This is a genomic window from Aggregatibacter actinomycetemcomitans DSM 8324, assembly GCF_000372365.1.
Taxonomy (GTDB): domain Bacteria; phylum Pseudomonadota; class Gammaproteobacteria; order Enterobacterales; family Pasteurellaceae; genus Aggregatibacter; species Aggregatibacter actinomycetemcomitans.
Genome location: NZ_AQUU01000004.1, coordinates 21683 through 45960, shown reverse-complemented (window position 1 = coordinate 45960; position 24278 = coordinate 21683). Strand labels below are relative to the sequence as shown.

19 protein-coding genes are annotated in these 24278 nt (G+C 45.5%); 11 read left to right on the top strand and 8 right to left on the bottom strand.

Annotated features, from left to right (window positions below):
- Positions 1 to 18: 18 nt before the first annotated feature.
- The 4 genes from nagE to A3CS_RS0103065 all read right to left on the bottom strand — a co-directional run bounded on the left by nagE (position 19) and on the right by A3CS_RS0103065 (position 5904).
- A complete protein-coding gene (gene nagE / locus A3CS_RS0103080; protein ID WP_005547121.1) occupies positions 19 to 1485 on the bottom strand; it encodes an N-acetylglucosamine-specific PTS transporter subunit IIBC in 1467 nt (488 codons plus the stop codon).
- 249 nt (positions 1486 to 1734) lie between these two features.
- Positions 1735 to 2865: an N-acetylneuraminate epimerase gene (locus A3CS_RS0103075; protein WP_005547122.1), complete on the bottom strand. Its 1131-nt coding sequence runs from the start codon at positions 2863 to 2865 to the stop codon at positions 1735 to 1737.
- 138 nt (positions 2866 to 3003) lie between these two features.
- Entirely contained in the window at positions 3004 to 4854 is a 1851-nt protein-coding gene (locus A3CS_RS0103070; protein WP_019518229.1) for a TRAP transporter large permease subunit, read from the bottom strand.
- A gap of 63 nt (positions 4855 to 4917) precedes the next feature.
- Positions 4918 to 5904 (bottom strand): sialic acid TRAP transporter substrate-binding protein SiaP, encoded by a 987-nt coding sequence (locus A3CS_RS0103065; protein ID WP_005547124.1) that lies wholly within the window; start codon positions 5902 to 5904, stop codon positions 4918 to 4920.
- A gap of 240 nt (positions 5905 to 6144) precedes the next feature.
- Between A3CS_RS0103065 and A3CS_RS0103060 the strand changes: the two genes are divergently transcribed.
- The 6 genes from A3CS_RS0103060 to nagA all read left to right on the top strand — a co-directional run bounded on the left by A3CS_RS0103060 (position 6145) and on the right by nagA (position 11673).
- A complete protein-coding gene (locus A3CS_RS0103060; protein ID WP_005547125.1) occupies positions 6145 to 6846 on the top strand; it encodes an N-acetylmannosamine-6-phosphate 2-epimerase in 702 nt (233 codons plus the stop codon).
- A 16-nt stretch (positions 6847 to 6862) separates the two neighbouring features.
- Positions 6863 to 7747: an N-acetylmannosamine kinase gene (locus A3CS_RS0103055; protein ID WP_005547126.1), complete on the top strand. Its 885-nt coding sequence runs from the start codon at positions 6863 to 6865 to the stop codon at positions 7745 to 7747.
- Positions 7748 to 7756: 9 nt separating this feature from the next.
- Positions 7757 to 8626: a MurR/RpiR family transcriptional regulator gene (locus tag A3CS_RS0103050; protein WP_019518228.1), complete on the top strand. Its 870-nt coding sequence runs from the start codon at positions 7757 to 7759 to the stop codon at positions 8624 to 8626.
- Positions 8627 to 8635: 9 nt separating this feature from the next.
- Positions 8636 to 9514, top strand: coding sequence for an N-acetylneuraminate lyase (gene nanA, locus A3CS_RS0103045; protein ID WP_005547128.1), 879 nt, complete (start codon positions 8636 to 8638; stop codon positions 9512 to 9514).
- 154 nt (positions 9515 to 9668) lie between these two features.
- Positions 9669 to 10472: a glucosamine-6-phosphate deaminase gene (nagB, locus tag A3CS_RS0103040; RefSeq protein WP_005547129.1), complete on the top strand. Its 804-nt coding sequence runs from the start codon at positions 9669 to 9671 to the stop codon at positions 10470 to 10472.
- Between the two features lie 55 nt (positions 10473 to 10527).
- Positions 10528 to 11673 carry an N-acetylglucosamine-6-phosphate deacetylase gene (gene nagA, locus A3CS_RS0103035; protein WP_005547130.1) on the top strand — a complete coding sequence of 382 codons (1146 nt, stop codon included), beginning with the start codon at positions 10528 to 10530 and terminating at the stop codon, positions 11671 to 11673.
- Positions 11674 to 11877: 204 nt separating this feature from the next.
- Here nagA and tpx read toward each other — a convergent pair whose 3' ends face one another.
- Genes tpx through ydiJ form a run of 4 tightly spaced genes read right to left on the bottom strand, consistent with a single transcriptional unit; the run spans position 11878 to position 17006 of the window.
- Positions 11878 to 12378 (bottom strand): thiol peroxidase, encoded by a 501-nt coding sequence (gene tpx / locus A3CS_RS0103030; RefSeq protein ID WP_005547131.1) that lies wholly within the window; start codon positions 12376 to 12378, stop codon positions 11878 to 11880.
- A 40-nt stretch (positions 12379 to 12418) separates the two neighbouring features.
- Complete coding sequence (hemH, locus tag A3CS_RS0103025; RefSeq protein WP_005547132.1) at positions 12419 to 13483, bottom strand: ferrochelatase; 1065 nt, start codon at positions 13481 to 13483, stop codon at positions 12419 to 12421.
- The gene (locus A3CS_RS0103020) at positions 13476 to 13898 is read right to left on the bottom strand and encodes a hotdog fold thioesterase (RefSeq protein WP_005547133.1); all 423 of its coding nucleotides are present in this window, start codon (positions 13896 to 13898) and stop codon (positions 13476 to 13478) included. Before A3CS_RS0103020 ends, hemH begins: the two co-directional genes overlap by 8 nt.
- Before the next feature lie 9 nt (positions 13899 to 13907).
- Positions 13908 to 17006 (bottom strand): D-2-hydroxyglutarate dehydrogenase YdiJ, encoded by a 3099-nt coding sequence (ydiJ, locus tag A3CS_RS0103015; protein WP_080630344.1) that lies wholly within the window; start codon positions 17004 to 17006, stop codon positions 13908 to 13910.
- Positions 17007 to 17446: 440 nt separating this feature from the next.
- On the opposite strand from ydiJ, the gene ompA reads away from it, so the two are divergent.
- The 5 genes from ompA to hrpA all read left to right on the top strand — a co-directional run bounded on the left by ompA (position 17447) and on the right by hrpA (position 24033).
- Complete coding sequence (ompA, locus tag A3CS_RS0103010; RefSeq protein ID WP_005547135.1) at positions 17447 to 18487, top strand: porin OmpA; 1041 nt, start codon at positions 17447 to 17449, stop codon at positions 18485 to 18487.
- 341 nt (positions 18488 to 18828) lie between these two features.
- Positions 18829 to 19158, top strand: a complete 330-nt coding sequence (gene grxD / locus A3CS_RS0103005; protein ID WP_005538743.1) for a Grx4 family monothiol glutaredoxin — start codon at positions 18829 to 18831, stop codon at positions 19156 to 19158.
- Positions 19159 to 19282: 124 nt separating this feature from the next.
- Entirely contained in the window at positions 19283 to 19735 is a 453-nt protein-coding gene (locus A3CS_RS0103000) for a DUF441 domain-containing protein (RefSeq protein WP_005547136.1), read from the top strand.
- A complete protein-coding gene (locus tag A3CS_RS0102995; RefSeq protein ID WP_005547137.1) occupies positions 19736 to 20125 on the top strand; it encodes a DUF423 domain-containing protein in 390 nt (129 codons plus the stop codon).
- Positions 20122 to 24033, top strand: a complete 3912-nt coding sequence (gene hrpA, locus A3CS_RS0102990) for an ATP-dependent RNA helicase HrpA (RefSeq protein WP_005588239.1) — start codon at positions 20122 to 20124, stop codon at positions 24031 to 24033. The genes A3CS_RS0102995 and hrpA overlap by 4 nt, the downstream gene beginning before the upstream one ends.
- The last annotated feature ends 245 nt before the right edge of the window (positions 24034 to 24278 follow it).

Below are 24278 nucleotides of genomic sequence, written 5' to 3'. Positions count from 1 at the left end.
CAAGATTTAGACGAAAACTCACTTCACTTTTGCTTTAATCGCCTCCGCCATCAATTCTGCTTCGGGGCCAAGAATCACTTGTAACCCGTCATTACCTAGTTTGACATTGCTTTTAGAACCGAGGGATTTGAGTTGTTCCTCGTTGATTTTATTTCGATCAACCAAGGTTAAGCGCAAGCGGGTAATACAGGCGTCAATGGTTTTGAAATTGTCGGCACCGCCTAAAGCGTCGATAAATTTGATCGCCCTTTCTTCACGGGATTGATTGTTTACGCTTGGTGCAGGGACGGATTCTTCCGTTTCTTCCGTGCGACCGATGGTTTTTAAGTTAAAGGCTTGGATGGCAAAACGGAACACCAAATAGTAAATGGCGAAGAACACTAAACCTTGCACCGGTAACATATACCAGTCAACGGCGAGTGGGTTGCGGGAGGAAAGTACCATATCCACCAAACCGGCACTGAAACCGAAGCCTGCGATCCAGTGCATACTGGCGGCGATAAATACGGAAATCCCGGTGAGTAATGCGTGCAATACATAAAGAATCGGCGCCACGAACATGAAAGAAAATTCGAGCGGTTCGGTGATACCGGTGAAGAAGGAAGCAAAAGCACCGGCGAGCATGATGGAGGCGACTTTCACTTTTTGGCTTGGTTTCGCACATTGGTAAATGGCAAGTGCCGCGCCCGGTAAGCCGAACATCATGACCGGGAAAAAGCCCGCTTGATACATCCCGGTGATGCCCATGGTTGCCGTGCCTTCGGCAATGGATTTGGCGCCGCCTAAGAAATTCGGAATATCGTTAATGCCCGCAACGTCAAACCAGAATACGGAGTTTAAGGCGTGGTGTAAGCCAACCGGGATTAATAAACGGTTGAAGAAGCCGTAAATCCCTGCGCCCACTGCACCGAGGTCTTTGATGGACTCCCCGAAGGACACCAAGGCATTGAAGATATAAGGCCATACATAGAGTAAAACGAAAGACAAGGCGATCATGGCGAAAGACACTACAATCGGCACTAAACGTTTTCCGCTGAAGAATGATAAGGCTTTCGGCAATTCCACTTGGTAAAAACGGTTGTAAAGTTCGGCGGAAAGTACACCGATTAAAATACCGATAAATTGGTTGTTGATTTTGCCGAAAGCAGTAGGCACCTGGCTTGGATCAATATGTTGTAATTGCGCTACGCCGCCAGGGGCGAGTAGGGTAGTGACCACATAATAGCCCACCAAACCGGAAAGCGCAGCAGAACCGTGTTTGTCTTTGGACAACCCGAATGCTACGCCCACGGCGAATAATAAGCCCATGTTATCGATGATTGCCGCGCCGGACTTGATTAATAAGGCGGCAAGTTGGCTGTTTGCGCCCCAGCCGTCCGGGTCAAGCCAATAGCCGATCCCCATTAATACGGCGGCTGCCGGCAAAACGGCAACAGGCACCATTAAGGCTTGCCCGATTTTTTGGGCATAACTTAAAACACTCATACGAACTCCTTTAATTTATTTTTGATTCCATAAGATTTTTTTATTAAACGGAATAGAGCATATGCCTATGCGATTTCCTTTGGCAAATAAAAACTTCCGTTTTTGTGAGAAGTATCACGCAACGGCGTGGTATTAGCGGTGGCTTATTTTAAAACGGTTCCCTTGTTCCGTAAATTTGTGCCCGCCACAATAACAATGAAGGATTAAACGTTATTGGCGTAATCCTTCATTTTTTACGTCTTTGACAGGTTATTCGACACTTAATTTTTTGCCGTCGTAGCTCATGCTTTGTACGGAAGTTAAGGCTTTGCCGCTGTTGGTTTCACCACCGATTAAAAGCACTTGATTGTTGTAAGACACCGCAACACCATAGCCGATACCGGCAGGCAATTCACCGATAATTTGCCATTTACCGTTGTTTAAGGTGTAAATGTCTTTGTGCCAGGCCTTGCTTAAGCCTTTGTGGGCGTGAAGCATGCCTTCTTTGAATTGTTTTACGGAGCCCGGGAAGTTTGCACCGCCGGTGACTAAATAATGCCCGTGGCTATAGCCCGCCATGGCACCCGCTAAACCGTCTTGGCTTTGTCCTTTTGGTGCCGGCAGATCAGGCAGGTTTTTCCATTGCACGCCTTTGTCGGTGAATTTACCTTGATGGGTTTCCGCTGTGCGCAAGCCCGGTTTGATTTCGCCGTTGACAACGATTAACTCATTGCCTTGAATAGTAAACGCCGCACCGGCACGTCCGGAGAACGGCACGCGACCTTCGTTGTGCCATTTGTTGGTGGACGGTTCATAGCTGAGCAGTTCGGTGGTGAAGAAATAATCTTCAGGGCGTTGTTCAAAATAGGCTTTGGCAATGTCGTCTTTTTTCGCTTTGTCTTCACCGGCGGCGACGGTGTCTTGGAAGAAGCCGTTGAAAATAGAGAGATTAGAACCGCCGATGATATACACTTTGTCGCCGTGAGAAGCACCGCTGGAACCTACTAGACCACGCGGTGAACGGGTTGGCAATTTGTTCCAGGTATTGTCGGCAGGGTTGTAGCTGTAAGCGTCATTGACCAGTTGTAATTCGCCTTTTTCATTTTTTTGTAAGCCGCCGAAAATGTACAATTTGCCATCAACTGCCGCTGCGACAGGTTGGTTGCGTTCGCCACCCGGGAACGCGGCAATTTCTTTCCATCGGGCGTTCGGGGTCTTTAAATCCAAGGCATAAAATTTATCTCCGCCCGAGCCTAAGCCCACATAAACCGTATCGTTGATTAACGCGCCTGCGCCGCTTTTAATCGCCACGGGTAAATCGGGATAAGCTGCTTGCGCAGTCGTGGCAAAAGCCGTTGCAGCAAAAAATAAATTCGCTAATGTTGTTTTTTTGAATGTCATAACACACCTCGTTTTGAGTTATTGTTTGCTATTCGTAAACGGCATGAATAGATTTTTTGTGGTAGGGCGCAACCGGTTGCACCCTAGGGTTTAAAGTGCGGTTAAAATTTACAGCGTTTTTCAACCGCACTTTTTTTCCTAAGGTATTAATAAATTCGGCACAAAGGTAATAATTTGCGGGAAGATGGTGATTAATACCAAAGTAATAAAAATCGGCACTAAGAATGGTAATACCCCTTTGGTAACGGTGGAGACGGGCATATTGCCTACCCGTGCTACCACGAACAACGCCATTCCCATCGGCGGTGTTAAGATACCGATCATCATGTTCAAGGTGGTCATGACACCGAAGAACACGAGGTCGATACCAAATTGCATGGCGATTGGAATGAGCATCGGTAATACCAAGAATTGCAAGGCAAGGGCGTCAATAAACATACCGAGGAACAGTAACAAGGCGTTGATCATCACCAGCACCATTAACGGGGAATCCGCCACGGCGACGAACATATTGGCAATACGCATTGCCACTTGTTCGCGGGCGATCATGTCACCGAAGAAAGTGACCGTCATGATCATCAGTGCCACCACGCCGGTAATCGCCATGGCTTCCACACAGCTGTTGAACAGCATTTTAAGGGTAAGCTCTTTGTACACGAATTTACCGATAATGATGGAATAGAAGGCCGCTACTACCGCAGATTCTGTCGGGCTGAATAAACCGGAGAAGATCCCACCGATAATCAATAAGGGAGTTAAAATCGCCCAGAATGCCCCTTTAAAAGAGGCGCAAAGTTGCTCCCGGGTGGTTTTCGATGTTCTTGGATATCCGCGTTTTTTAGCAATGTAATAGTTCATACCCATTAGTGCGATGGTGACTAAGACACCCGGGATGAAGCCGGCAATAAATAATTTCGCAATGGATTCGTTGGCGATAACGCCGTAAATGATCATGGCGATACTTGGCGGCACTAGTGGGCCAATGATACAGGAAGCCGCAGTGATACCACCACAAACGTCATCGTCATAACCTGCGTCGCGCATGGCTTTGATTTCCAGTTGACCTAAACCACCGGCATCGGCAAGGGCAGAGCCCGACATACCGGAGAATAATAAGCTGGCGCCGATGTTAACGTGTCCCATTCCGCCGGTATAGTGACCTAATAAAGTTTTGGCGAAATCAAAGATTCGGGTAGTGATACCACCGGTGTTCATTAAAATTCCGGTGAGAATATAAAATGGTACGGCAAGGAGTGGAAAACTGTCCAAGCTCAAAGTCAGTTTTTCGGAAGCCGCATTCACCACGTTCCAACGGGTCATAGAGAAATAAAGCAGGGTAGTGATGAATAGTGACCAGCCCACCGGAACGCCTAAGAACATGATAACCAACCAGAAGACCAGTGCGACATAAACCGCATTGGAGCCGAATTTGACATATTCCGTGATGCGCAGTGCTTTGTACCATTCAGGGGTGGTAAATAAAATACCCAATAAAATAACCGCACTTATAATGAAAAAGGTCGCCGGCAGATAGCTTTTATTGTCTTTGAAATTATCTGCTTGCGCTTGAAAGAAGCGAATTAGCATTAAAAAGGAAATAATCGGCAGGGAGGCGTAAATCCATTTTTCCGAAATACCGCCTAAGGCATCAATGGGGAAACCGGCACCTGTGAAGGTTTTTATGCCGAAGTGGATAAAGAAAATCACACCGAGGAAAATCACCAATTGCACAAAGGAATTGACGATTTTTTTGATTGTCGGCGGCATTAAGTTGGTGAGAAAGTCGATATAAACATGTTCTTGTTTTCTGATGGCGACACTAATACCAAGCATACCCACATAAACGAATATCAGTTTTGCCAGTTCTTCACTCCAAATTAATGGAGATTGGAAAACTTGTCTGAACAGAATTTGTAAAACAAGAATGCAGAATATCACGAGGAACAAGACACCACCGATCCATTCTTCAAGTTTATTAAAGATTTTCATGTTCAACTCCGTTCAATCATAATGGAGGAAATGCCTGCCGAAACAGGCACACGTATGAGTCAATTATTTGTTGATTGCTTGAATCTGTTTTAGGACCTCTTCACCTTTTGCGCCGGTTTGTTTTATAAATTCGGCGTAGTAAGGTTTCATAGCGTCTTTAAACGGTGTTAAATCAGGATGCGTAACGGTGACACCTTGTTTTTCAAAGAAAGTTACTAACTCTTTTTCTCCGTCAACAAAGAGTTTGGTGTGATATTCCGCTGCTTTTTGTGCAGCTTCTTTTACTGCTTTTTGTAAATCTTCCGGCAAGTCGGCGAAGGTTTCACTGCTGACCAAATAAAGTTGGTCGTTCAGAATGTGGTTGGTTATCGCCAAGTATTTTTGCACCTCATAGAATTTTTGCGCCTGCACGGTTGCCAACGGGTTTTCCTGACCGTCCACGGAATTGGTTTGTAGTGCTAAATACACTTCGGAGAATGCCATCGGTGTTGGAGACGCGCCCACATATTTGGCGTAAGCCAGATTGGTTGCGGCATTCGGTACGCGCAGTTTCAAGCCTTTCATGTCGGCAATGCCGTTGATGGCGCGGTTTGAGGTGGTTTGGCGAGTGCCGTTATAGGCTTGGGATAACAAGGTTAAGCCCAATTCTTTGTTCATTTTTTGGATTAAATCTTTACCGAATGCGGTGTCATGTAACGCTTTTTGTGCCACTTCATAATTGGTGATCACATAAGGCAGGGCAAATACCGCCGCTTCAGGATAGAACAATTGGAAACGGGCGGATTCCGCAAAGGTGAAGTCCAATGCGCCGTCTTTTAATTGCTTTAACATGGCGCGGTCGTCACCTAATTGAGAACTTGGATAAAGGGAAATTTCAATTTTGCCGTTGGATTTTTCTTTCACTTCTTTGGCAAACATTTCGGCAGCTTTGTATTCATTGGATGAAGTGCCTGCATTCATACCGAATTTCAAATCGTATTCGGCGGCATTGGCAATGGAGGCCACACCTAATACCATTGCAGTGGCAAGGAAAAATTTGGCTAGTTTCATGGCTACACTCCTGTAGTAACAAATAATGAATATGGGATGTTTGAATTACAGCTCAGTTTGCATTCTAAAGTAAAAAAATCGTTTTTAAATAGAGAATGAAGCTTTATTTCAAAAATGAGAAGTAGATCACATAGTTGGAATATTATTTCAAAAAATATTTTAAAATGAAATTTTATTTTAGTAGAATGTCTCCACTGACTAGAATGACTGCCAAATGCAGCCGCAAAAAAAGGAGTTTCTATGTCACAGCTATCTCAAAAATTATCTCATCAAGTCGTTTTCGCCCAACTTCAGAACGGATTAATTGCCTCTTGTCAGCCGGTGGATGATGGTCCGATGGATAAACCGGAAATTGTCGCTGCTATGGCGCAGGCTTCCGTTATCGGCGGGGCGGCGGGGTTGCGCATTGAAGGTGTGGACAATTTAAAAGCCGTGCGCCCGACCGTAAATGTGCCGATCATCGGTATCGTCAAACGGGATCTTCCCGACAGCCCGGTACGTATCACCCCGTTTTTACAGGACATTGAAGACTTGGCGCACGCCGGAGCGGACATTATCGCCGTGGATGGTACTCGTCGCCCGCGCCCGGTGGAGATTGAAAGTGCGGTCAAAAAAATTCATGAAATGGGCTGTCTTGCCATGGCGGATTGCTCCAATCTGGAAGAAGGGTTGTATTGCCAAAAACTCGGTTTTGACATCGTGGGTAGCACCATGTCGGGCTATACCGGCGGCGCCGTGCCGGAAGAACCGGATTATCAACTGGTGAAAGATCTGAAAGCGGTGGGTTGCAAAGTGATGGCGGAAGGGCGTTATAACACGCCGGAACTTGCCAAAATCGCCATTGAAATCGGCGCGGATTTCGTCACTGTCGGATCGGCATTAACCCGTTTGGAACACATCGTCAGCTGGTTCGCAAGTGCGGTCAAATCGGCGGACAAATAATAAAGAGGGACAGATGATGCGTTGCTTAGCCTTAGATATCGGCGGAACCAAAATTGCCGCCGCCATTGTTGCTCAGAACCAAGTCACACAACGGAAACAAATCCATACGCCACAGGAAAATGTGGTGGAAGCCATGCATCAGACTCTCGCGCAATTACTCAAGGATTATGCGGGGCAATTTGATTATGTTGCGGTTGCATCAACGGGCATCATCAATAAAGGAATATTGACCGCATTGAATCCGAAAAATTTGGGGGGACTTGCCTACTTCCCGTTAAAAGAAAGCCTTTCCAAGCATACGTCCAATCCGGTGTATTTATTAAATGATGCACAGGCGGCGACTTATGCGGAATATCAACTGCAAGATAAAAATAACATTCAAAACTTTGCTTTTATTACCGTCTCCACCGGTGTGGGAGGTGGGTTAATTTTAAATCGCCAATTACTTACCGAACCGAACGGCATTGCCGGTCATATCGGACACACCGTCGCGGATCCGAACGGGCCTGTGTGCGGTTGCGGACGCGTGGGCTGTGTGGAAGCCATTGCGTCAGGGCGTGCCATTGAAGCAGTTTCCAAACAATGGGACGATCCTTGCGAACCGAAAGAGGTGTTCGCCCGTTTTCGAAAAACGGACGAAAAAGCTACCGCACTTGTGTCCCTTTCGGCAAAAGCCATCGCCAATCTGGTGGCGGATTTGGTTATTGGTATGGATATTCAAAAAGTGGTTATCGGCGGCAGCGTAGGACTGGCGGAAGGCTATTTGCCCCTGGTACAAGCCTATTTGCAACAAATGCCGGAAGTGTATCGCGGCGCTATCGAATCGGCTCAACTAGGGCAAGATGCGGGGCTTATCGGTGCAGCTTCTTGGGCGCTGGCGCAAATTCAGGCTGCCGCGTAAGGGGAATTTATGGCAACGAATGGCAATGTGCTTAACACCGTTAGCACGTTATATCAGAGTTTAACTAAAACGGAAAAGAAAATTGCCGATGTGATTTCGCAATCACCGGAAATGGTCATGCAATATTCTCTTTCCGAGCTTGCATCGAATTTGAATGTGGGCGAAGCGACCTTTGTACGTTTTTGTCGAACCTTGGGGTTCAAAGGCTTCAGCGATTTCAAACTGGCGTTTTCCATTGAGCTGGCAACCGCCAGAAAAAGCCGTGACGACACAGTGTTGGAAACGGAAATCATGCCCGATGACGATTCATTGAAAATCGCTCACAAATTACAGGCAGCGATTTCCAAAGTAATGGACGAAACGGTGAATTTGCTGGATTTCCAGCAGCTTGAACGGGTTGTGCAGGCAATTCAAAAAGCCAAACGGGTCTTTTTATTCGGTGTGGGATCCTCCGGCGTGACGGCGGAAGATGCGAAAAATAAATTTATGCGTATCGGTGTGCCGGTAGATGCCACCGGTAACAATCATTTTATGTATATGCAGGCGGCGTTGCTGAAAGAAACCGATGTGGCGATTGGGATAAGCCATTCGGGCTATTCGCAGGAAACCGCCCACACGTTAAAAATCGCCAAACAAAACGGGGCGACGACAGTAGCGTTAACGCACAGTTTGCGTTCGCCCATTACCGAACACGCGGATTTCGTGCTGGTCAACGGCAATAAACAAGGGAAGCTCCAAGGAGATTCCATCGGTACGAAAATCGCTCAATTATTTGTATTGGATTTGATCTACGCTTTATTGGTACAAGCCGAACAGGACGCCGCGACCAAAACCAAACAGAAAACACTTAATGTTATTTTAGAACAACGTATTAAATAGGAGAAAACTATGCGGGATTTAAAAGGAATTTTCAGTGCATTATTAGTATCATTCAACGAAGACGGCTCTGTGAATGAAAAAGGTTTGCGCGAAATTATTCGTTACAACATCGACAAAATGAAAGTGGACGGCTTGTATGTGGGCGGCTCCACCGGTGAAAACTTCATGCTTTCCACGGAAGAGAAAAAACAAATCTTCCGTATTGCTAAAGATGAAGCCAAAGACCAAGTGGCGTTAATCGCTCAAGTGGGTAGCGTGAATTTACAGGAAGCCGTTGAGTTGGGTAAATACGCCACCGAATTAGGCTATGACAGCTTGTCTGCGGTCACCCCGTTCTATTACAAATTCAGCTTCCCTGAAATCAAACATTACTATGACACTATCATTGCCGAAACCGGCAACAACATGATCGTGTATTCCATCCCGTTCTTAACCGGTGTGAACATGGGGATCGAACAATTCGGCGAACTTTACAAAAACCCGAAAGTGCTTGGCGTGAAATTCACCGCAGGCGATTTCTATCTGTTGGAACGTTTGAAAAAAGCCTATCCGAACCACTTAATCTGGGCAGGTTTCGACGAAATGATGTTACCGGCAGCCTCGTTAGGGGTGGACGGCGCTATCGGTTCAACCTTTAACGTGAACGGTATTCGCGCTCGTCAAATCTTTGAGTTAACCAAAGTGGGCAAACTCAAAGAAGCGCTTGAAATCCAGCACGTCACCAACGATTTAATCGAAGGCATTTTGGCGAACGGTTTATATTTAACCATCAAAGAATTGTTGAAATTGGAAGGCGTACACGCCGGCTACTGCCGTGAACCGATGACCGCCAAAGCCACACCGGAACAACTCGCTAAAGCGAAAGAATTAAAAGCGAAGTATTTATAATTTAATGGAAACTGCAATGACCTAGGGTAAAAAGTTACCCTAGGTTAGGCGTAGTCGTTCCCCTTTGGGGAACCTATACAGCCCCAAAGGGGCTGAATTATACATAACCGTGGGTAATTTATTACCCACGGCGATAGAATAAAGGAATTTCACTATGCGTCTTATCCCACTCACCACAGAACAACAAGTCAGCCGCTGGGCAGCACGTCATATCGTGGATCGAATCAATCAATTCAAACCCACTGAAAATCGTCCTTTCGTATTGGGCTTGCCGACAGGTAGCACGCCGTTAAAAACCTATCAGGAATTAATTAAACTTTACCAAGCGGGCGAAGTGAGCTTTAAACATGTGGTGACATTTAACATGGATGAATATGTCGGTTTGCCGAAAGAACATCCGGAAAGCTATCACAGCTTTATGTATAACAATTTCTTCAATCATGTGGATATTCAACCGCAAAATATCAATATTTTAAACGGCAATACGGAAGATCATGATGAAGAATGCCGTTGTTACGAAGAAAAAATCAAATCCTATGGCAAAATCAATTTATTCATGGGCGGTGTGGGCGTTGACGGGCATATCGCCTTTAACGAACCGGCATCTTCTTTAAGTTCCCGCACCCGTATTAAAACCTTGACGAAAGACACCTTAATCGCCAATTCCCGCTTCTTTGGTAATGATGTTAACAAAGTGCCGAAATATGCGTTAACCATCGGTGTGGCAACGTTATTGGATGCGGAAGAAGTGATGATCTTAGCCATCGGGCATCAAAAAGCTCTTGCGGTGCAAGCCGCGGTGGAAGGTTCGGTGAACCACCTCTGGACAGTCAGCGCGTTGCAATTACATCGCCACTTTATTTTGGTGGCGGATGAAGCCGCGTTGCAAGAACTGAAAGTGAAAACCGTGAAATATTTCACCGAATTGGAAGAAAGAGCCATTCACAGCGTGTTATAGTTAAACGCCGCACGAAAGTGCGGTTGTTTTTTTCGATAAATTTGGGAAGGTAAGAATGAAATATGCATTAACAAACTCTGTTATTTACACAAAATATGAGGTGCTACGGGATTATGCCGTGGTGATTGAAGGCGAACATATTCAAGCCGTGGTTCTGCAAAGTGAATTGGAACGCGATATTAAAACCATTGATTTACAAGGACATAACCTCACCGCAGGGTTTATCGATTTGCAACTTAACGGCTGCGGTGGCGTGATGTTTAACGATCAAACCAGCGTAGAAACCTTGGAAATCATGCAAACCACCAATTTGAAATCGGGCTGCACCAGTTTCTTACCGACCTTTATCACCGCACCTGATGAAGGCATTAAAAGTGCGGTTAAAATTATGCGTGAATATTTAGCCAAGCATAAAAACCAAGCGCTGGGCCTGCACATTGAAGGACCGTATTTAAGCGTTGAGAAAAAAGGTGTACACCGTCCGGAATATATCCGCGAAATTTCACCGGAAATGAAAGATTTCCTTTGTGAAAATGCCGACGTGATCACCAAACTCACCATCGCCGCAGAAAATCCGACCGCCAATTATATTCCGGACTTTGTGAAAAGCGGTATCGTAGTTTCCATCGGGCATTCCAACGCCACTTATGAAGTGGCAAAAGCGGCGTTCCATAAAGGTGCCACCTTCGCCACCCACTTGCACAACGCCATGTCGCCGATCAGTTCCGGACGCGCTATGGGTGTGGTCGGTGCAGTGTTAGATTCCGACGTTTACACCGGCATTATTGTGGACGGCGTGCATGTGAATTTCGGCAACGTGCGCCTTGATAAAAAAGTGAAAGGCGACAAACTCTGTATTGTCACCGACTCCCTTGCCGCTGCCGGCGCAGGTCCGGAATTGGAAAGTTTCACCTTCGTGGGTAAAACCATTTATGTGAAAGATGGTCGTTGCTACGATGGCAACGGCACCATCGCCGGCGCGTCCATTACCATGATGGAATCTATTAAAAACGCCGTGGAATATGTGGAAATCCCACTCGCCGAAGCCGTTCGCATGAGTAACCTTTACCCAGCACGCGCTATTGGCGTGGACGATCGTTTAGGTTCAGTGGAAACCGGCAAAATTGCCAACCTCGCCGTATTCTCCAATGATTACGAAGTTATTGGCACCGTGCTGAACGGCGAGTGGAAAGTGAATTAATCAATGGTAGGGTGGGAATCACACCATTTTAAAAATCTTCCGATGGCGGAGCGGTGAGTTTTTGTATATCAATAGGCGATCGATGCGTTCCGTAAAACGTGCGCTATCAAGGTGGGATAAATCCCATCCTACAAAAAAAGTGCGGTAGATTTTCCACGTGTTTTTAAAACACCGAAAAAATCTACCGCACTTTTATGTGATCAACTATGCTAATACCGCAAGTGCCGTGTCGTAATTGGGTTCATTCTTAATTTCAGAAACTAACTCGCTGTGTAACACGTTGTTGTTTTCATCCAACACAATAACCGCGCGTGCCGTTAAGCCGGCAAGCGGACCGGAGGTGATGTCAACGCCTAAGGTGTTGTGTAGGGCGTGGTTACGGAAGGTGGAAAGGGTTTTGACATTTTCAATGCCTTCCGCGCCACAGAACCGGGCTTGGGCGAACGGTAAATCGGCGGAAATGCAAAGCACTACGGTATTTGCCAAATTTGCCGCTTTTTCATTGAATTTGCGTACCGATGTGGCGCAAACACCGGTGTCGATACTTGGGAAAATATTTAAGACTTTGCGTTTACCGGCAAAGCTATTAAGTGCCACATCTGCCAATTCATTGTTGACTAAAGTGAAATCGGCGATTTGCGTATCTGTTGCAGGAAAAGTGCCGGCAACATCAATAGGGGTGCCTGTTAAAGTGACTTTACTCATAATTTTCTCCTAAATTGAATTAAAAATATAATACCGGCCATTAATGGCAACGGCTGCTTAATTGACCTGAAGTTTGCACTTCAATGATCGGAACTTCGTTGATATTCGGCACATTGCAATTATTGCATTTCATTTTGCCGATCATATTCAGTAATAGTTTACCAAGCGCTTCGATATGCGCCGGTTCGGCATTGAGCGCCGGGATGTAGTGATAGCTTTGTCCGCCGTTGGCTAAAAATAGTTCGCGGTTTTCTTCGGCGATTTCTTCCAAGGTTTCCAAACAATCGGCGGCAAAGCCCGGGCAGAGTACGGCAATATTTTTGATGCCTTGTTGTGCCGCACCGGCGAGAAAATCGTCGGTGTAAGGCTGCAACCATTCTTCTTTACCGAAACGGGATTGGAAAGTAACCCCCCACTGCTTTTCATTTAAACCCAAGCCTTGCGCCACAGCAGCGGCAGTTTGTTGACAGTGGGTGCGGTAATAATCGCCGGTGTTTTCGTAACGCAACGGAATACCATGGAAAGAGAACAGTAAAAACTCTTCGGATTTCAACCGCACTTTGCAGGATTCAATCAGGGCTGTAATATAATCTTGGTTTAATTGATAAGAATGAATGAAATCGAACGGCACGATGCCACGCTGTTGTTTCAGCGCCGTAGCGAAGGAGTCAAACACAGCGCCTGTGGTGGTGCTACTGTATTGCGGATAAAGCGGCAATACAATAATGTGATCCACTTTTTTATCTATTAATTTTTGTACCGCGTCGGGTATTGACGGATTGCCGTAAGTCATGCCGATTTCGATTTCCATATTAAGGTTTTGTTGTTGCAGAAAAATCGCTAACGCTTCTTTCTGTTGTTGAGTTATGGCAAGTAGCGGCGAACCTTGTTTGGTCCAAATGGCACGGTAGTTTTTTGCAATACGTTTAGAGCGCAAAGGCAAAATAATGGCTTTGAGCAGCGGAAACCATTTATAGCGTGGCAAATCTACTACGCGCGGATCCGTTAAAAATTGCCATAAGTAGCGGGAAATATCCTTAGGATTAGGCGAGTCCGGTGTACCTAAATTGGCAAGGATGACGCCGATTTTTGCTGCTTTATTCATGAGTGATTACAGAAAGAGTTAAACGTGAAACGCAGCATAGTTTATCTTGCTCGTCACGAATGTCAATTTGCCAAACCTGCACATTTTTGCCCAAGTGAATGGGCGTGGTTTTGGCATACACATTGCCTTGACGCACGGCGCGCAAGTGATTGGCGTTAATTTCCAGCCCGACCACCACCTGATTTTCCGCCACACAACAAAACCCGGCTGTTGAAGCGATAGTTTCCGCCAATGCCGCAGAAATGCCACCGTGCAATAACCCCATGGGTTGCGTGGTGCGTCGATCTACCGGCATTCGTGCTTCCAGCCAATCATCACCTTTGGCGATAAATTCAATGCCTAAATGTTCTACTGCGCAGTTTTTACAAAACGCATTCAGTTGTTCCAACGTAAGATTTTTTTTCCAGATGCTCATGGGATCTCATTATTTAAATAAAGTTAATAGGGCTTGCACGGGATGTTTTGGTTGATAATGGGCGAAACGCTTAACTTGACTGCGGCAGGAATAACCGGTGGCCAAACAATAGTCATGTTTTCTATTTTGCAGTTTTTGCTCCCACGAAGATACATAAATAGCTTTCGACATGTCGATGTGTTGGGTTTCATGCCCGAAAGTGCCCGCCATACCGCAACAACCCACGCTTTCAACCTGTAATTGTTGAGTGAACGCGGCAAAAATTTGCTGCCATTCTTTTGCGCTGTTCGGCATTGCGGTGATTTCCGTGCAATGCGGGAATAAATACCACTGATGCGGCTCAAAAGTGCGGTCATTTTTTCCGGCGTTTTTCATGTGCTGCAACAACGTGCCGTTATCAAGCTGTTGTTTTAGCCATTCGTGTGCGGTTAGTACATGGAAATCCCCCCGTTCTGTCCCTAGGATTTCTTTATACTCATCGCGATAAGACAACACAATTGCCGGATCCACGCCTACCAATGGCAAGCCTAGCTTCGCCATGCGATTAAGAAAGTCCGCCTGATTTTTCGCGGTTTTCGCAAAACGGGTTAAAAAGCCTTTAATGTGTTGTGCTTTACCATTCGGTTTGAATGGCAATAACACTGCTTTAAAGCCTAATTTTTCGGTCAGCGCCACAAAATCGGCAACCACTTTGGCATCATAATAAGAGGTAAAAGGATCCTGCACGATGAGTAAAACATTTTGTTTTTCCACCGCACTTAGGCGTTCCAGTGTTTCCAAGGAATCATTTTTATGTCCGATTTGAATGAGTTGCTGCTGCAAATTCGGCGTGGACAACAACGGCAAATCCGTCATGCCTAAATATTTTTCCGCCGCCTTTTGGCTCACTTTTGCCGTGGTAAAATAATTGAAGAATTTCGCCTGTTTTGCCATCAGCGGCGCAATAAATTCTACATTGGACACCACATAATCTTTTATCGGGCGCAAGTAGCGTTGGTGATACAAATGGAAGAATTTGGAACGGAAGCTCGGCACGTCGATTTTAATCGGACATTGACTGGCGCAGGCTTTGCAGGCAAGGCAAGTGTCCATGGCGGCTTTCACTTCATGGGAAAAATCATATTCACCACGGCATTTTTTGCGGCTGTTTTGAATTTTTTTCACAAAATCCGTGAGCTTCACGTTAGATTGTTTGAAATTTAGCTGTTCCGAGCGAATTTGTTCATTCGCCAACAAACGTAACCATTCGCGAATCATCGCGGCGCGTCCTTTCGGTGAAAAAATACGGTTTTTGCTCACTTTCATGGACGGGCACATAGCGCTGTGCACGTCAAAGTTAAAGCATAAGCCGTTGCCGTTACAATTCATGGCGCCGATAAATTCCTGTTTCATTTGAATAGGAATCTGGCGATCCAAATCGGCGGGCATCGGCGATAAAATAGAGTAGAGTTCCTGCTCGCTGTCCAGCGGGGTGCAAATTTTCCCCGGATTTAAGCGGTTTTGCGGATCGAACAGGAATTTGATGTAACGGAGCTCGCGCCATAATGCCGGCGTGAAGAATTTTTCACCGTATTGCGAACGCATACCTTTGCCGTGTTCACCCCAAATTAAACCGCCGTATTTGCGGGTTAAGTCCGCCACTTGGTCGGAAATCCGTTTGAACAGTTTCACCTGTTCCGGAGCGCATAAATCTAACGCCGGGCGTACGTGTAACACGCCCGCGTCCACGTGTCCGAACATACCGTATTGCAGCTTATGGCTGTCCAACAAGGCGCGGAATTCACTAATATAGTCCGCTAAATTTTCCGGCGGCACGCAGGTGTCTTCCACAAAAGGAATAGGTTTCGCCGCGCCTTTGGCATTACCCAACAAGCCCACAGCTTTTTTGCGCATGGCGTAAATTCGTTCAATAGAAGGTAAATCGGAACATACTTGATAGCCGATGATATGATCCTGTCCGTTGGCGATTTTTTGATCTAATGTCGCACATAATTGAGACACTTGATTTTCAATGAACGCCTGGTTATTGCCGGCATATTCCACTATATTTAAGCCGAGAATCGGATTTTGCTCTTCTTCTGTTAAGAGTGCTTTCACCGAGTGCCAAATAATGTCCTGCTTCGCCAGATTCAACACCTTGGAATCCACGGTTTCCACGGAAAGGGCATTGGCTTTCACCATAAACGGCGCATTACGCAACGCCGCGTCAAAGGAACTGTATTTAATGTTAATTAAGGTACGATATTGCGGAATCGGCGTTAAATCCAGCACTGCTTCACAAATAAAGGCGAGGGAACCTTCCGAGCCGGTGAGAATGCGGGTTAAATTGAATTCGCTTAAATCATCGTTAAAAACATTCTTCAAATCGTAACCGGTGAGAAAACGGTTCAATTGCGGTAAATCATTAATGATTTGTTCACGGTTTTCTTTGCAACGTTGGAAAATTTCCTGATGGATTTTTTTCCCGTTGGCAGATAAATGACTTTCTTCTATCGCATGAAAAACGTCATCAGATTTGACCGCACTTGTGTCCAGAATTTCGCCGTTCATTAATACGGCGCGCAAGCCCAAAACATGGTCGGAGGTTTTACCGTATTGCAAGGAACCTTGCCCGGAAGCATCCGTATTGATCATGCCGCCCAAAGTGGCACGGTTGCTGGTGGAAAGCTCCGGCGAGAAAAATAAACCGTGCGGTTTGAGGAACTGATTAAGCTGATCTTTCACCACGCCTGCTTGCACGCGCACCCAACGTTCTTTGACGTTTAATTCTAAAATCTTCGTCATGTGGCGGGATAAGTCCACAATAATATTGTTATTGATGGATTGCCCATTGGTTCCTGTGCCACCGCCGCGGGGGGTAAAGGTCAGCGGAAGGTATTTTTCCTGTTGCGCCAATTTGGTCAGACGTACCACATCGGCGACGGTTTTAGGGAACAAAATGGCTTGTGGCAGTTGCTGATAAACGCTGTTGTCGGTGGCTAAGCTCAAACGATCGGCATAATTAGACGAAATATCGCCTTCAAAGTGTTGTCGGTACAGAGCATTCAAATAATTTTTAACCAAAGGAGAACACTGGGGAACATTTTTTAAACGAGGTAGTATTTGCATGACGCTTTATTAGTTAGAGCGGTAGAAAGTAACCGAATCTTAGCACACAAATGCAGAATATTGTCAGTAGAAAAAGGCAAATAAATATTAAATTTACTGAATAAATTCTTAAGATTGGTTGATTAGTGAACTAGAAAGGTGTTAGGTTGTTTAAAAAATAATCAAAAAAACTTAAGTTGTTTGATTTTCAGCTTTTTAGTAGGATAATGTCCGAACTTTTAAACAGTCATTTCATAAGGGATATGTATTTGTTAAAAGTATATGGGGTGAATTCAACTTCGTATTAAACAATATCTTAGTTCGTTAATTGTAAAAAATTTCACTTTTTTACTTAAACGGTTTAAGATGACAGGTAACACAAGTCCTTGTGTTGGTTTTCAGCTGTATCGGCTGATACTGTTTTAAATTAAAGATGACTAAATTAATAGAGGATCATCAAAATGAAAAGAACTGCAATCGCATTAGCTATCGCTGGTTTAGCAGCAGCAACAGTAGCACAGGCAGCACCACAAGCAAACACTTTCTATGCTGGTGCAAAAGCCGGTTGGGCTTCGTCTCATCACGGATTAAATCAATTTAAACAGAAAGGAGTTTCTATAAATCGTAACTCTGAGGCTTACGGCGTTTTCGGTGGTTATCAAATTACAGATAACTTCGCTGTTGAAGCAGGTTATGAATATTTTGGACGTTCTAAGGCTAAAGTTAATGGTGCTCAACGCTTTAGACATACTGCTCATGGTACAACTTTAGCCCTTAAGGCAAGTTATCCCGTATTGGACAACTTAGATGTTTATGGACGTGTTGGTGCCGCTTTAATTCGTAGTGATTATAAAGTTGGTCAAGCCAATAAACCTGATAGATATCACAATTTGAAAGTATCTCCGGTTTTTGCCGGTGGTGTTGAGTATGCCATTCTTCCTGAACTGGCATTACGAGCAGAATATCAATGGGTTAGCCGTGTAGGTAACTTAGGCCGTGCAGAAGAAAAAGCCGACCGTTCTGCACGTACAATTGATTATTCACCGGACATCGGTTCTGTAGCAGTTGGCTTGTCTTACCGTTTCGGTCAAGGTGTAGCGCCTGCTCCGGCTCCTGAAGTTGTAAGAAAGACATTCAGTTTGAACTCTGATGTAACTTTCGCATTCGGTAAAGCTAATTTAAAACCACAAGCACAAAACACATTAGATGGCATCTACGGCGAAATCGCTCAAGTGAACAATGCTAATGTTCAAGTTGCAGGTTATACAGACCGTATCGGTTCCGACGCTTACAACCAAAAATTATCTCAAAGACGTGCTGAAACTGTAGCAAACTACCTTGTATCTAAAGGTGTTTCTCAACAAGCCATCTCTGCTACCGGTCACGGTAAAGCAAATCCGGTTACCGGTAACAAATGCGACGCAGTTAAAGGTCGTAAAGCGCTTATCGCTTGTTTGGCTGATGACCGTCGCGTAGAAATCGCTGTTAACGGTACTAAATAATTCATTTGTTAATTGTTAGCAAATAGAGATAATAAAGACCTAAACGAAAGTTTAGGTCTTTTTTTATGTAGTCAGATTTAATAATAAGGAATGAAAAATAGCATATTTTAATCGCAGTTGTTGTGATTGTGGCAGTCACGTTTATTCCAAACTTATATCAGTCAAAATCGTGTGCTGAATGAAGCATTACCCCAAACCTTGCCGCCCTAATGGATGAGGCGAGGGCGTTTTGGCAGTAGCCGGTAAATACCCGAGTCAAACATTCAGGCCTTTATTGGTGGGGAAAATTGTTTGTGATACAATACGCGCGTTTTTTTCCTTCAATGAACACAAGGAACGTTATGGAAACTTTAGATAAAATCAAAAAACAAATTAGCGAAAACCCCATTCTTATTTACATGAAAGGTTCGCCGAAATTCCCGTCTTGCGGTTTTTCCGCCCGTGCAGTCGAAGCCTTAATTAACTGTGGCGTGCCGTTCGGTTATGTGGATATTTTGCAACACCCGGACATTCGTGCTGAATTACCGGCTTACGCCAACTGGCCGACGTTCCCGCAATTGTGGGTGGAAGGCGAGCTCATCGGCGGTTGCGACATCGTGTTGGAAATGTACCAACAAGGTGAGCTTAAAACCTTATTACAAGAGGTTGCCGCAAGACATCCACAAGCGTAAAAACGCGTTTCAAAATGACCGCACTTTGGTTTCCGGAGTGCGGTTTTTTGCTGCTTAGCGCAGGGAAAAACAGGCGGTTTGTGCTATAATTCACCGCAAATTTTTACCGCACTTTAGGATCAATATGTCGTTTCAATTCAACGCGATCGCCTTACTTTTGGTGATTTTAATTTTATTAGGTGTACTCAGCCACAACAGTTCCATCACCATTTCCGCTGCCGTATTGCTCATCATGCAACGAACCTTGCTCGCCAAATATATTCCTTATTTGGAAAAATACGGCTTGAGCATCGGTATCGTAATTTTAACCATCGGCGTACTAAGCCCGTTGGTTTCCGGCAGAATTCAACTGCCTGGCTTGTCGGCATTTTTTAGCTGGCAAATGTTTGTTGCCATTGGCGTCGGCGTGTTAGTGGCATGGCTTGCCGGCAAAGGCGTTCCGCTCATGGGGGAACAACCGGTTCTGGTAACCGGCTTGGTTATCGGCACCATTATCGGCGTTTCTTTTCTCGGTGGCATTCCCGTGGGACCGCTTATCGCGGCGGGGATTTTGGCATTATTAATAGGGAAATTTTAAATGAAAAACAAATGGTTATTGATTGCCGCCGTGAGCGGTTTTTTATGCGTGACGATCGGCGCCTTTGCAGCGCACGGTTTAAGCCAAATCTTGGACGCGAAAGCCTTGACATGGATTGACACCGGTGTGAAATATCAAATGTTCCACACCCTCGCCATCATGGGAATCGGCATCGCACAATTATGTCGCGAACCATTTGCCGCCAACAAAAGCGCCAATGTTGCCGCCGGCGCGTGGTCATTCGGAATCCTTCTCTTTAGCGGCAGTTTATACGCCCTCGCACTCGGCGCAGGTAAATTTATGGTTTGGTTCACGCCCATCGGCGGCACGCTATTTTTAATTGGCTGGCTTGGTTTAGCTTACGGCGCTTTCAAAAGTAAATCAGAATGAATAAAAGAACGATAAAACAAGAACTTAATCCTTTACAACAATCCCTTTTCACACAACTGAATGACGTCATGCTTTCGGATAAACGCCGTTTATCCGCACGCATTCACGGCATTGGCAAAATAAAAAATCAAGATGCGCAACAGGCGGTGACAGCAGAGATTGAACAGCAAATTCATCTCGCCAAATTGCGCGTAGAACAACGCAAAAGTGCGGTCAAAAATTTGATTGTTTTTCCGGAAAGTCTGCCTGTTAGCCAACGCAAAGCGGAAATAGAAAAATTATTGTCCGAACATCAAGTGATTGTGGTGGCGGGGGAAACCGGTTCGGGCAAAACCACCCAGTTGCCGAAAATTTGTTTGGAACTGGGGTTAGGTAACTTCGGCATGATTGGGCATACTCAACCACGCCGTATTGCCGCCCGCTCCGTCGCCGTGCGTATTGCGGAAGAATTGCAAACGGAACTGGGCGATTTGGTCGGTTACAAAGTGCGTTTTAACGACCAAATCAGCGACAACACCCAAATCAAGTTAATGACTGACGGGATTTTGCTGGCGGAAATTCAAACGGATCGTTTTCTCAACCAATATGCCTGCCTGATTATCGACGAAGCCCACGAACGCAGTCTGAATAACGATTTTATTCTCGGCTATCTGAAACAGCTCCTGCCGCGTCGCCCTGATCTTAAATTGATTATCACGTCCGCAACCATTGATGTGGAGCGTTTTTCCAAGCATTTCGATAATGCGCCGATTATTGAAGTCTCCGGCAGAACTTATCCTGTGGAAGTGCGTTATCGCCCTATCGCGGAAGAAGACGATCAAGACCAACTGCAAGGCATTTTAAATGCGGTGGATGAGCTGCAAGCGGAAGGACGCGGTGATATTTTGATTTTTATGAACGGCGAACGGGAAATCCGCGACACCGCCGAAGCGCTACAAAAACAAAATTTAAAACACACGGAAATCCTACCGCTCTTTGCGCGCCTTTCTGCGCAAGAACAAAACAAAATTTTCCATCCGAGCGGGCTTAATCGCATCGTGCTTGCCACCAATGTGGCGGAAACCTCGCTCACCGTGCCGGGTATTAAATACGTCATCGATCCCGGCACCGCGCGTATTTCCCGTTATAGCTATCGCATCAAAGTGCAGCGTCTGCCTATTGAGCCCATTTCACAAGCCTCCGCCAATCAGCGCAAAGGGCGTTGCGGACGTGTGAGCGAAGGCATTTGTATCCGTCTTTATTCGGAAGAAGATTTTAACAATCGCCCGGAATTTACCGATCCGGAAATCTTACGCACCAATTTGGCGTCGGTGATTTTGCAAATGACGGCGTTGGGTTTGGATGATATTGAAGCCTTCCCGTTCGTGGATGCGCCGGATAAACGGCATATTCAGGATGGCGTGAAATTGTTGGAAGAGTTGGGGGCGTTTGAAACCGTTAAAACGAAGTTTGGTGAAAAACGTCAATTAACTCAAATTGGTCGTCAACTCGCCCAACTTCCTGTGGATCCACGTCTTGCAAAAATGCTGCTAAGTGCGGTCAATTTTGGCAGCGTTTATGAAGTGATGATCATCGTTTCGGCACTTTCCATTCAAGATCCGCGTGAGCGCCCGACAGAAAAACAACAGGCGGCGGACGAAAAAAATCGTCGTTTTGCCGATAAAAAATCGGATTTCCTGGCGTTCCTGAATCTGTGGAATTATCTGCAAGAACAACAAAAAGCCTTGAGCAAAAACCAGTTCCGTCGTCAATGCCAAAAGGATTTTCTCAATTATCTGCGCATTCGCGAATGGCAGGATATTTATCAACAAATTCGCCTTGCGGTGCGTGAAATGGGCTTGCCGATTAATTCCGAAAAAGCGGAATATCAGCAAATTCATACCGCACTTTTAAGCGGCTTGCTGTCCCACATCGGGCTGAAAGAAGCGGAAAAACAACAATATCTTGGTGCGCGCAACGCCCATTTCGCCATTTTCCCTAATTCTGTACTTTTCAAAAAAAAACCGAAATGGGTGATGGCGGCGGAGCTGGTGGAAACCTCCAAACTTTGGGGGCGCATGGTGGCAGAAATCGAACCGGAATGGATTGAGCCTTTGGCTGAACATCTGGTGAAAAAATCCTATTCCGAACCGCGTTGGTCGAAATCGCGCGGGGCGGTGATTGCCGATGAGAAAGTGAGCTTGTACGGCGTGCCGATTGTGGCGGCGCGCCCTGTGAATTACAGTGCTATCGATCCTGTGGTGAACCGTGAGATCTTTATTCAATCGGCGCTGGTGGAAGGCGATTGGAATACGAAACACCCATTCTTCAAGCAAAATCAACAGCTGATTCGCGAAGTGGAAGAACTGGAACACAAAAGCCGCCGTCGTGACATTTTGGTGGACGAGCGCACGTTGTTTGAATTTTACGATCAACGCATCGGCACAGACGTGGTGTCGCAAAAGCATTTTGATACCTGGTGGAAAAAAGCCTCTAAACAGGATCCGGAACTGCTGAATTTCGAGCGTTCTTTCCTGATTAATGATGACGCGGAACAGGTCAGCAAGCTGGATTTCCCGAATTTCTGGCATCAAGGCAATTTAAAACTCAAGCTCACGTATCAATTTGAACCGGGTACCGACGCAGATGGCGTGACCGTGCATATTCCGTTGCCTTTGCTCAATCAAGTGGAAATGACTGGCTTCGATTGGCAAATTCCGGGCTTGCGTGAAGAGTTGGTGATTGCGCTGATTAAATCCTTGCCGAAATCCTACCGCCGTAATTTCGTGCCTGCGCCGAATTACGCCCAAGCCTTTTTAGGGCGCGCCGTGCCGTTGGAAAAACCGCTGTTGGATACGCTGATTTATGAATTACGCCGTATGACGGGCGTGACGGTGGAAGCGGAACATTGGAACTGGGCGCAAATTCCAAGCCATTTGAAAATGACCTTCCGCGTGGTGGACGAAAAAGGCAAGAAAATCGCCGAATCTATGGATTTGGACGCGCTGAAATTTGAGCTGAAAGACCGTGTGCAGGAAAGCATTTCTGCGGTGGCGGACGACGGCATTGAACAAAGCGGTGCGCACATTTGGAATTTCGCCGACCTGCCGCAATTTTATGAGCAGAAAAAACAGGGTTTCAGCGTCAAAGCCTTCCCGGCAATCGTCGATGAAAAAGATGCCGTGGGTGTGAAACTCTTTGAAACGGAATTTGAGCAAGCGGTGGCAATGCAACAAGGTCTGCGTCGATTATTACTGCTCAACGTGCCGTCGCCGATTAAATACCTGCACGAAAAATTGCCGAATAAATCCAAACTCGGGCTTTATTTCACGCCGTTTGGTCGCGTAATGGATTTGATTGACGATTGCATCGCCTGCGCCGTGGATAAACTTATTGCGGATTTCGGCGGTTTTGTGTGGAACGAAGAAGGCTTTGAAAAACTGCGCGATTTTGTGCGGGAAAACCTCAATGATGTCACCGTGGATATTGCACAAAAAGTAGAGCAAATCCTCACGCTCACCCATCAATTAAACCAACGGCTGAAAGGCAAAATGGATTTCACCATGGCGTTTGCCTTATCGGACATTAAGTCTCAATTAAGCGGCTTGGTGTATCAAGGTTTTGTGCAAAAGAGCGGTTACCATCGCCTACCGGATTTACTGCGTTATTTACAAGCCATTGATAAACGCATCGACAAACTTTCGCAAGATGTGAATCGCGATCGTGCGGCAATGTTACGCGTGGAACAGGTTCAACAGGCTTATCAACAGTTGCTCGCCAAACTCCCGAAATCTAAACCGATTTCTGATGAAGTGGCAGAGATTCGGTACATGATCGAAGAATTGCGTGTGAGTTTATTTGCACAGCAGTTGGGGACGAAGTATCAGGTTTCGGAGAAGAGGGTTTTGAATACGATTGGAACATTCTAAAAAAATTTAGTGAAAATTAAATTCAATTCAATAAGGCAAATTTTTTAATATGGATATTAACAATAGAGAATTAGCAACTGCAATATGGATGGTGATCTTATTTACATATTTATTTTATTTTCATAAGAATATTAGAGATGGTTTTTATAATGTAATAGATTGCTTTTTCAATAAAAAGATTTTATTTGTAATAGCCCTAGCTGCTATATGGATGAGTATTGGTGTATTTATTTTATATGAAGTGG

Coding starts and splice junctions, on each gene's coding strand:
- nagE (WP_005547121.1), bottom strand. CDS start 1,485: ATGAGTGTTTTAAGTTATGCCCAAAAAATCGGGCAAGCCTTAATGGTG.
- A3CS_RS0103075 (WP_005547122.1), bottom strand. CDS start 2,865: ATGACATTCAAAAAAACAACATTAGCGAATTTATTTTTTGCTGCAACG.
- A3CS_RS0103070 (WP_019518229.1), bottom strand. CDS start 4,854: ATGAAAATCTTTAATAAACTTGAAGAATGGATCGGTGGTGTCTTGTTC.
- A3CS_RS0103065 (WP_005547124.1), bottom strand. CDS start 5,904: ATGAAACTAGCCAAATTTTTCCTTGCCACTGCAATGGTATTAGGTGTG.
- A3CS_RS0103060 (WP_005547125.1), top strand. CDS start 6,145: ATGTCACAGCTATCTCAAAAATTATCTCATCAAGTCGTTTTCGCCCAA.
- A3CS_RS0103055 (WP_005547126.1), top strand. CDS start 6,863: ATGCGTTGCTTAGCCTTAGATATCGGCGGAACCAAAATTGCCGCCGCC.
- A3CS_RS0103050 (WP_019518228.1), top strand. CDS start 7,757: ATGGCAACGAATGGCAATGTGCTTAACACCGTTAGCACGTTATATCAG.
- nanA (WP_005547128.1), top strand. CDS start 8,636: ATGCGGGATTTAAAAGGAATTTTCAGTGCATTATTAGTATCATTCAAC.
- nagB (WP_005547129.1), top strand. CDS start 9,669: ATGCGTCTTATCCCACTCACCACAGAACAACAAGTCAGCCGCTGGGCA.
- nagA (WP_005547130.1), top strand. CDS start 10,528: ATGAAATATGCATTAACAAACTCTGTTATTTACACAAAATATGAGGTG.
- tpx (WP_005547131.1), bottom strand. CDS start 12,378: ATGAGTAAAGTCACTTTAACAGGCACCCCTATTGATGTTGCCGGCACT.
- hemH (WP_005547132.1), bottom strand. CDS start 13,483: ATGAATAAAGCAGCAAAAATCGGCGTCATCCTTGCCAATTTAGGTACA.
- A3CS_RS0103020 (WP_005547133.1), bottom strand. CDS start 13,898: ATGAGCATCTGGAAAAAAAATCTTACGTTGGAACAACTGAATGCGTTT.
- ydiJ (WP_080630344.1), bottom strand. CDS start 17,006: ATGCAAATACTACCTCGTTTAAAAAATGTTCCCCAGTGTTCTCCTTTG.
- ompA (WP_005547135.1), top strand. CDS start 17,447: ATGAAAAGAACTGCAATCGCATTAGCTATCGCTGGTTTAGCAGCAGCA.
- grxD (WP_005538743.1), top strand. CDS start 18,829: ATGGAAACTTTAGATAAAATCAAAAAACAAATTAGCGAAAACCCCATT.
- A3CS_RS0103000 (WP_005547136.1), top strand. CDS start 19,283: ATGTCGTTTCAATTCAACGCGATCGCCTTACTTTTGGTGATTTTAATT.
- A3CS_RS0102995 (WP_005547137.1), top strand. CDS start 19,736: ATGAAAAACAAATGGTTATTGATTGCCGCCGTGAGCGGTTTTTTATGC.
- hrpA (WP_005588239.1), top strand. CDS start 20,122: ATGAATAAAAGAACGATAAAACAAGAACTTAATCCTTTACAACAATCC.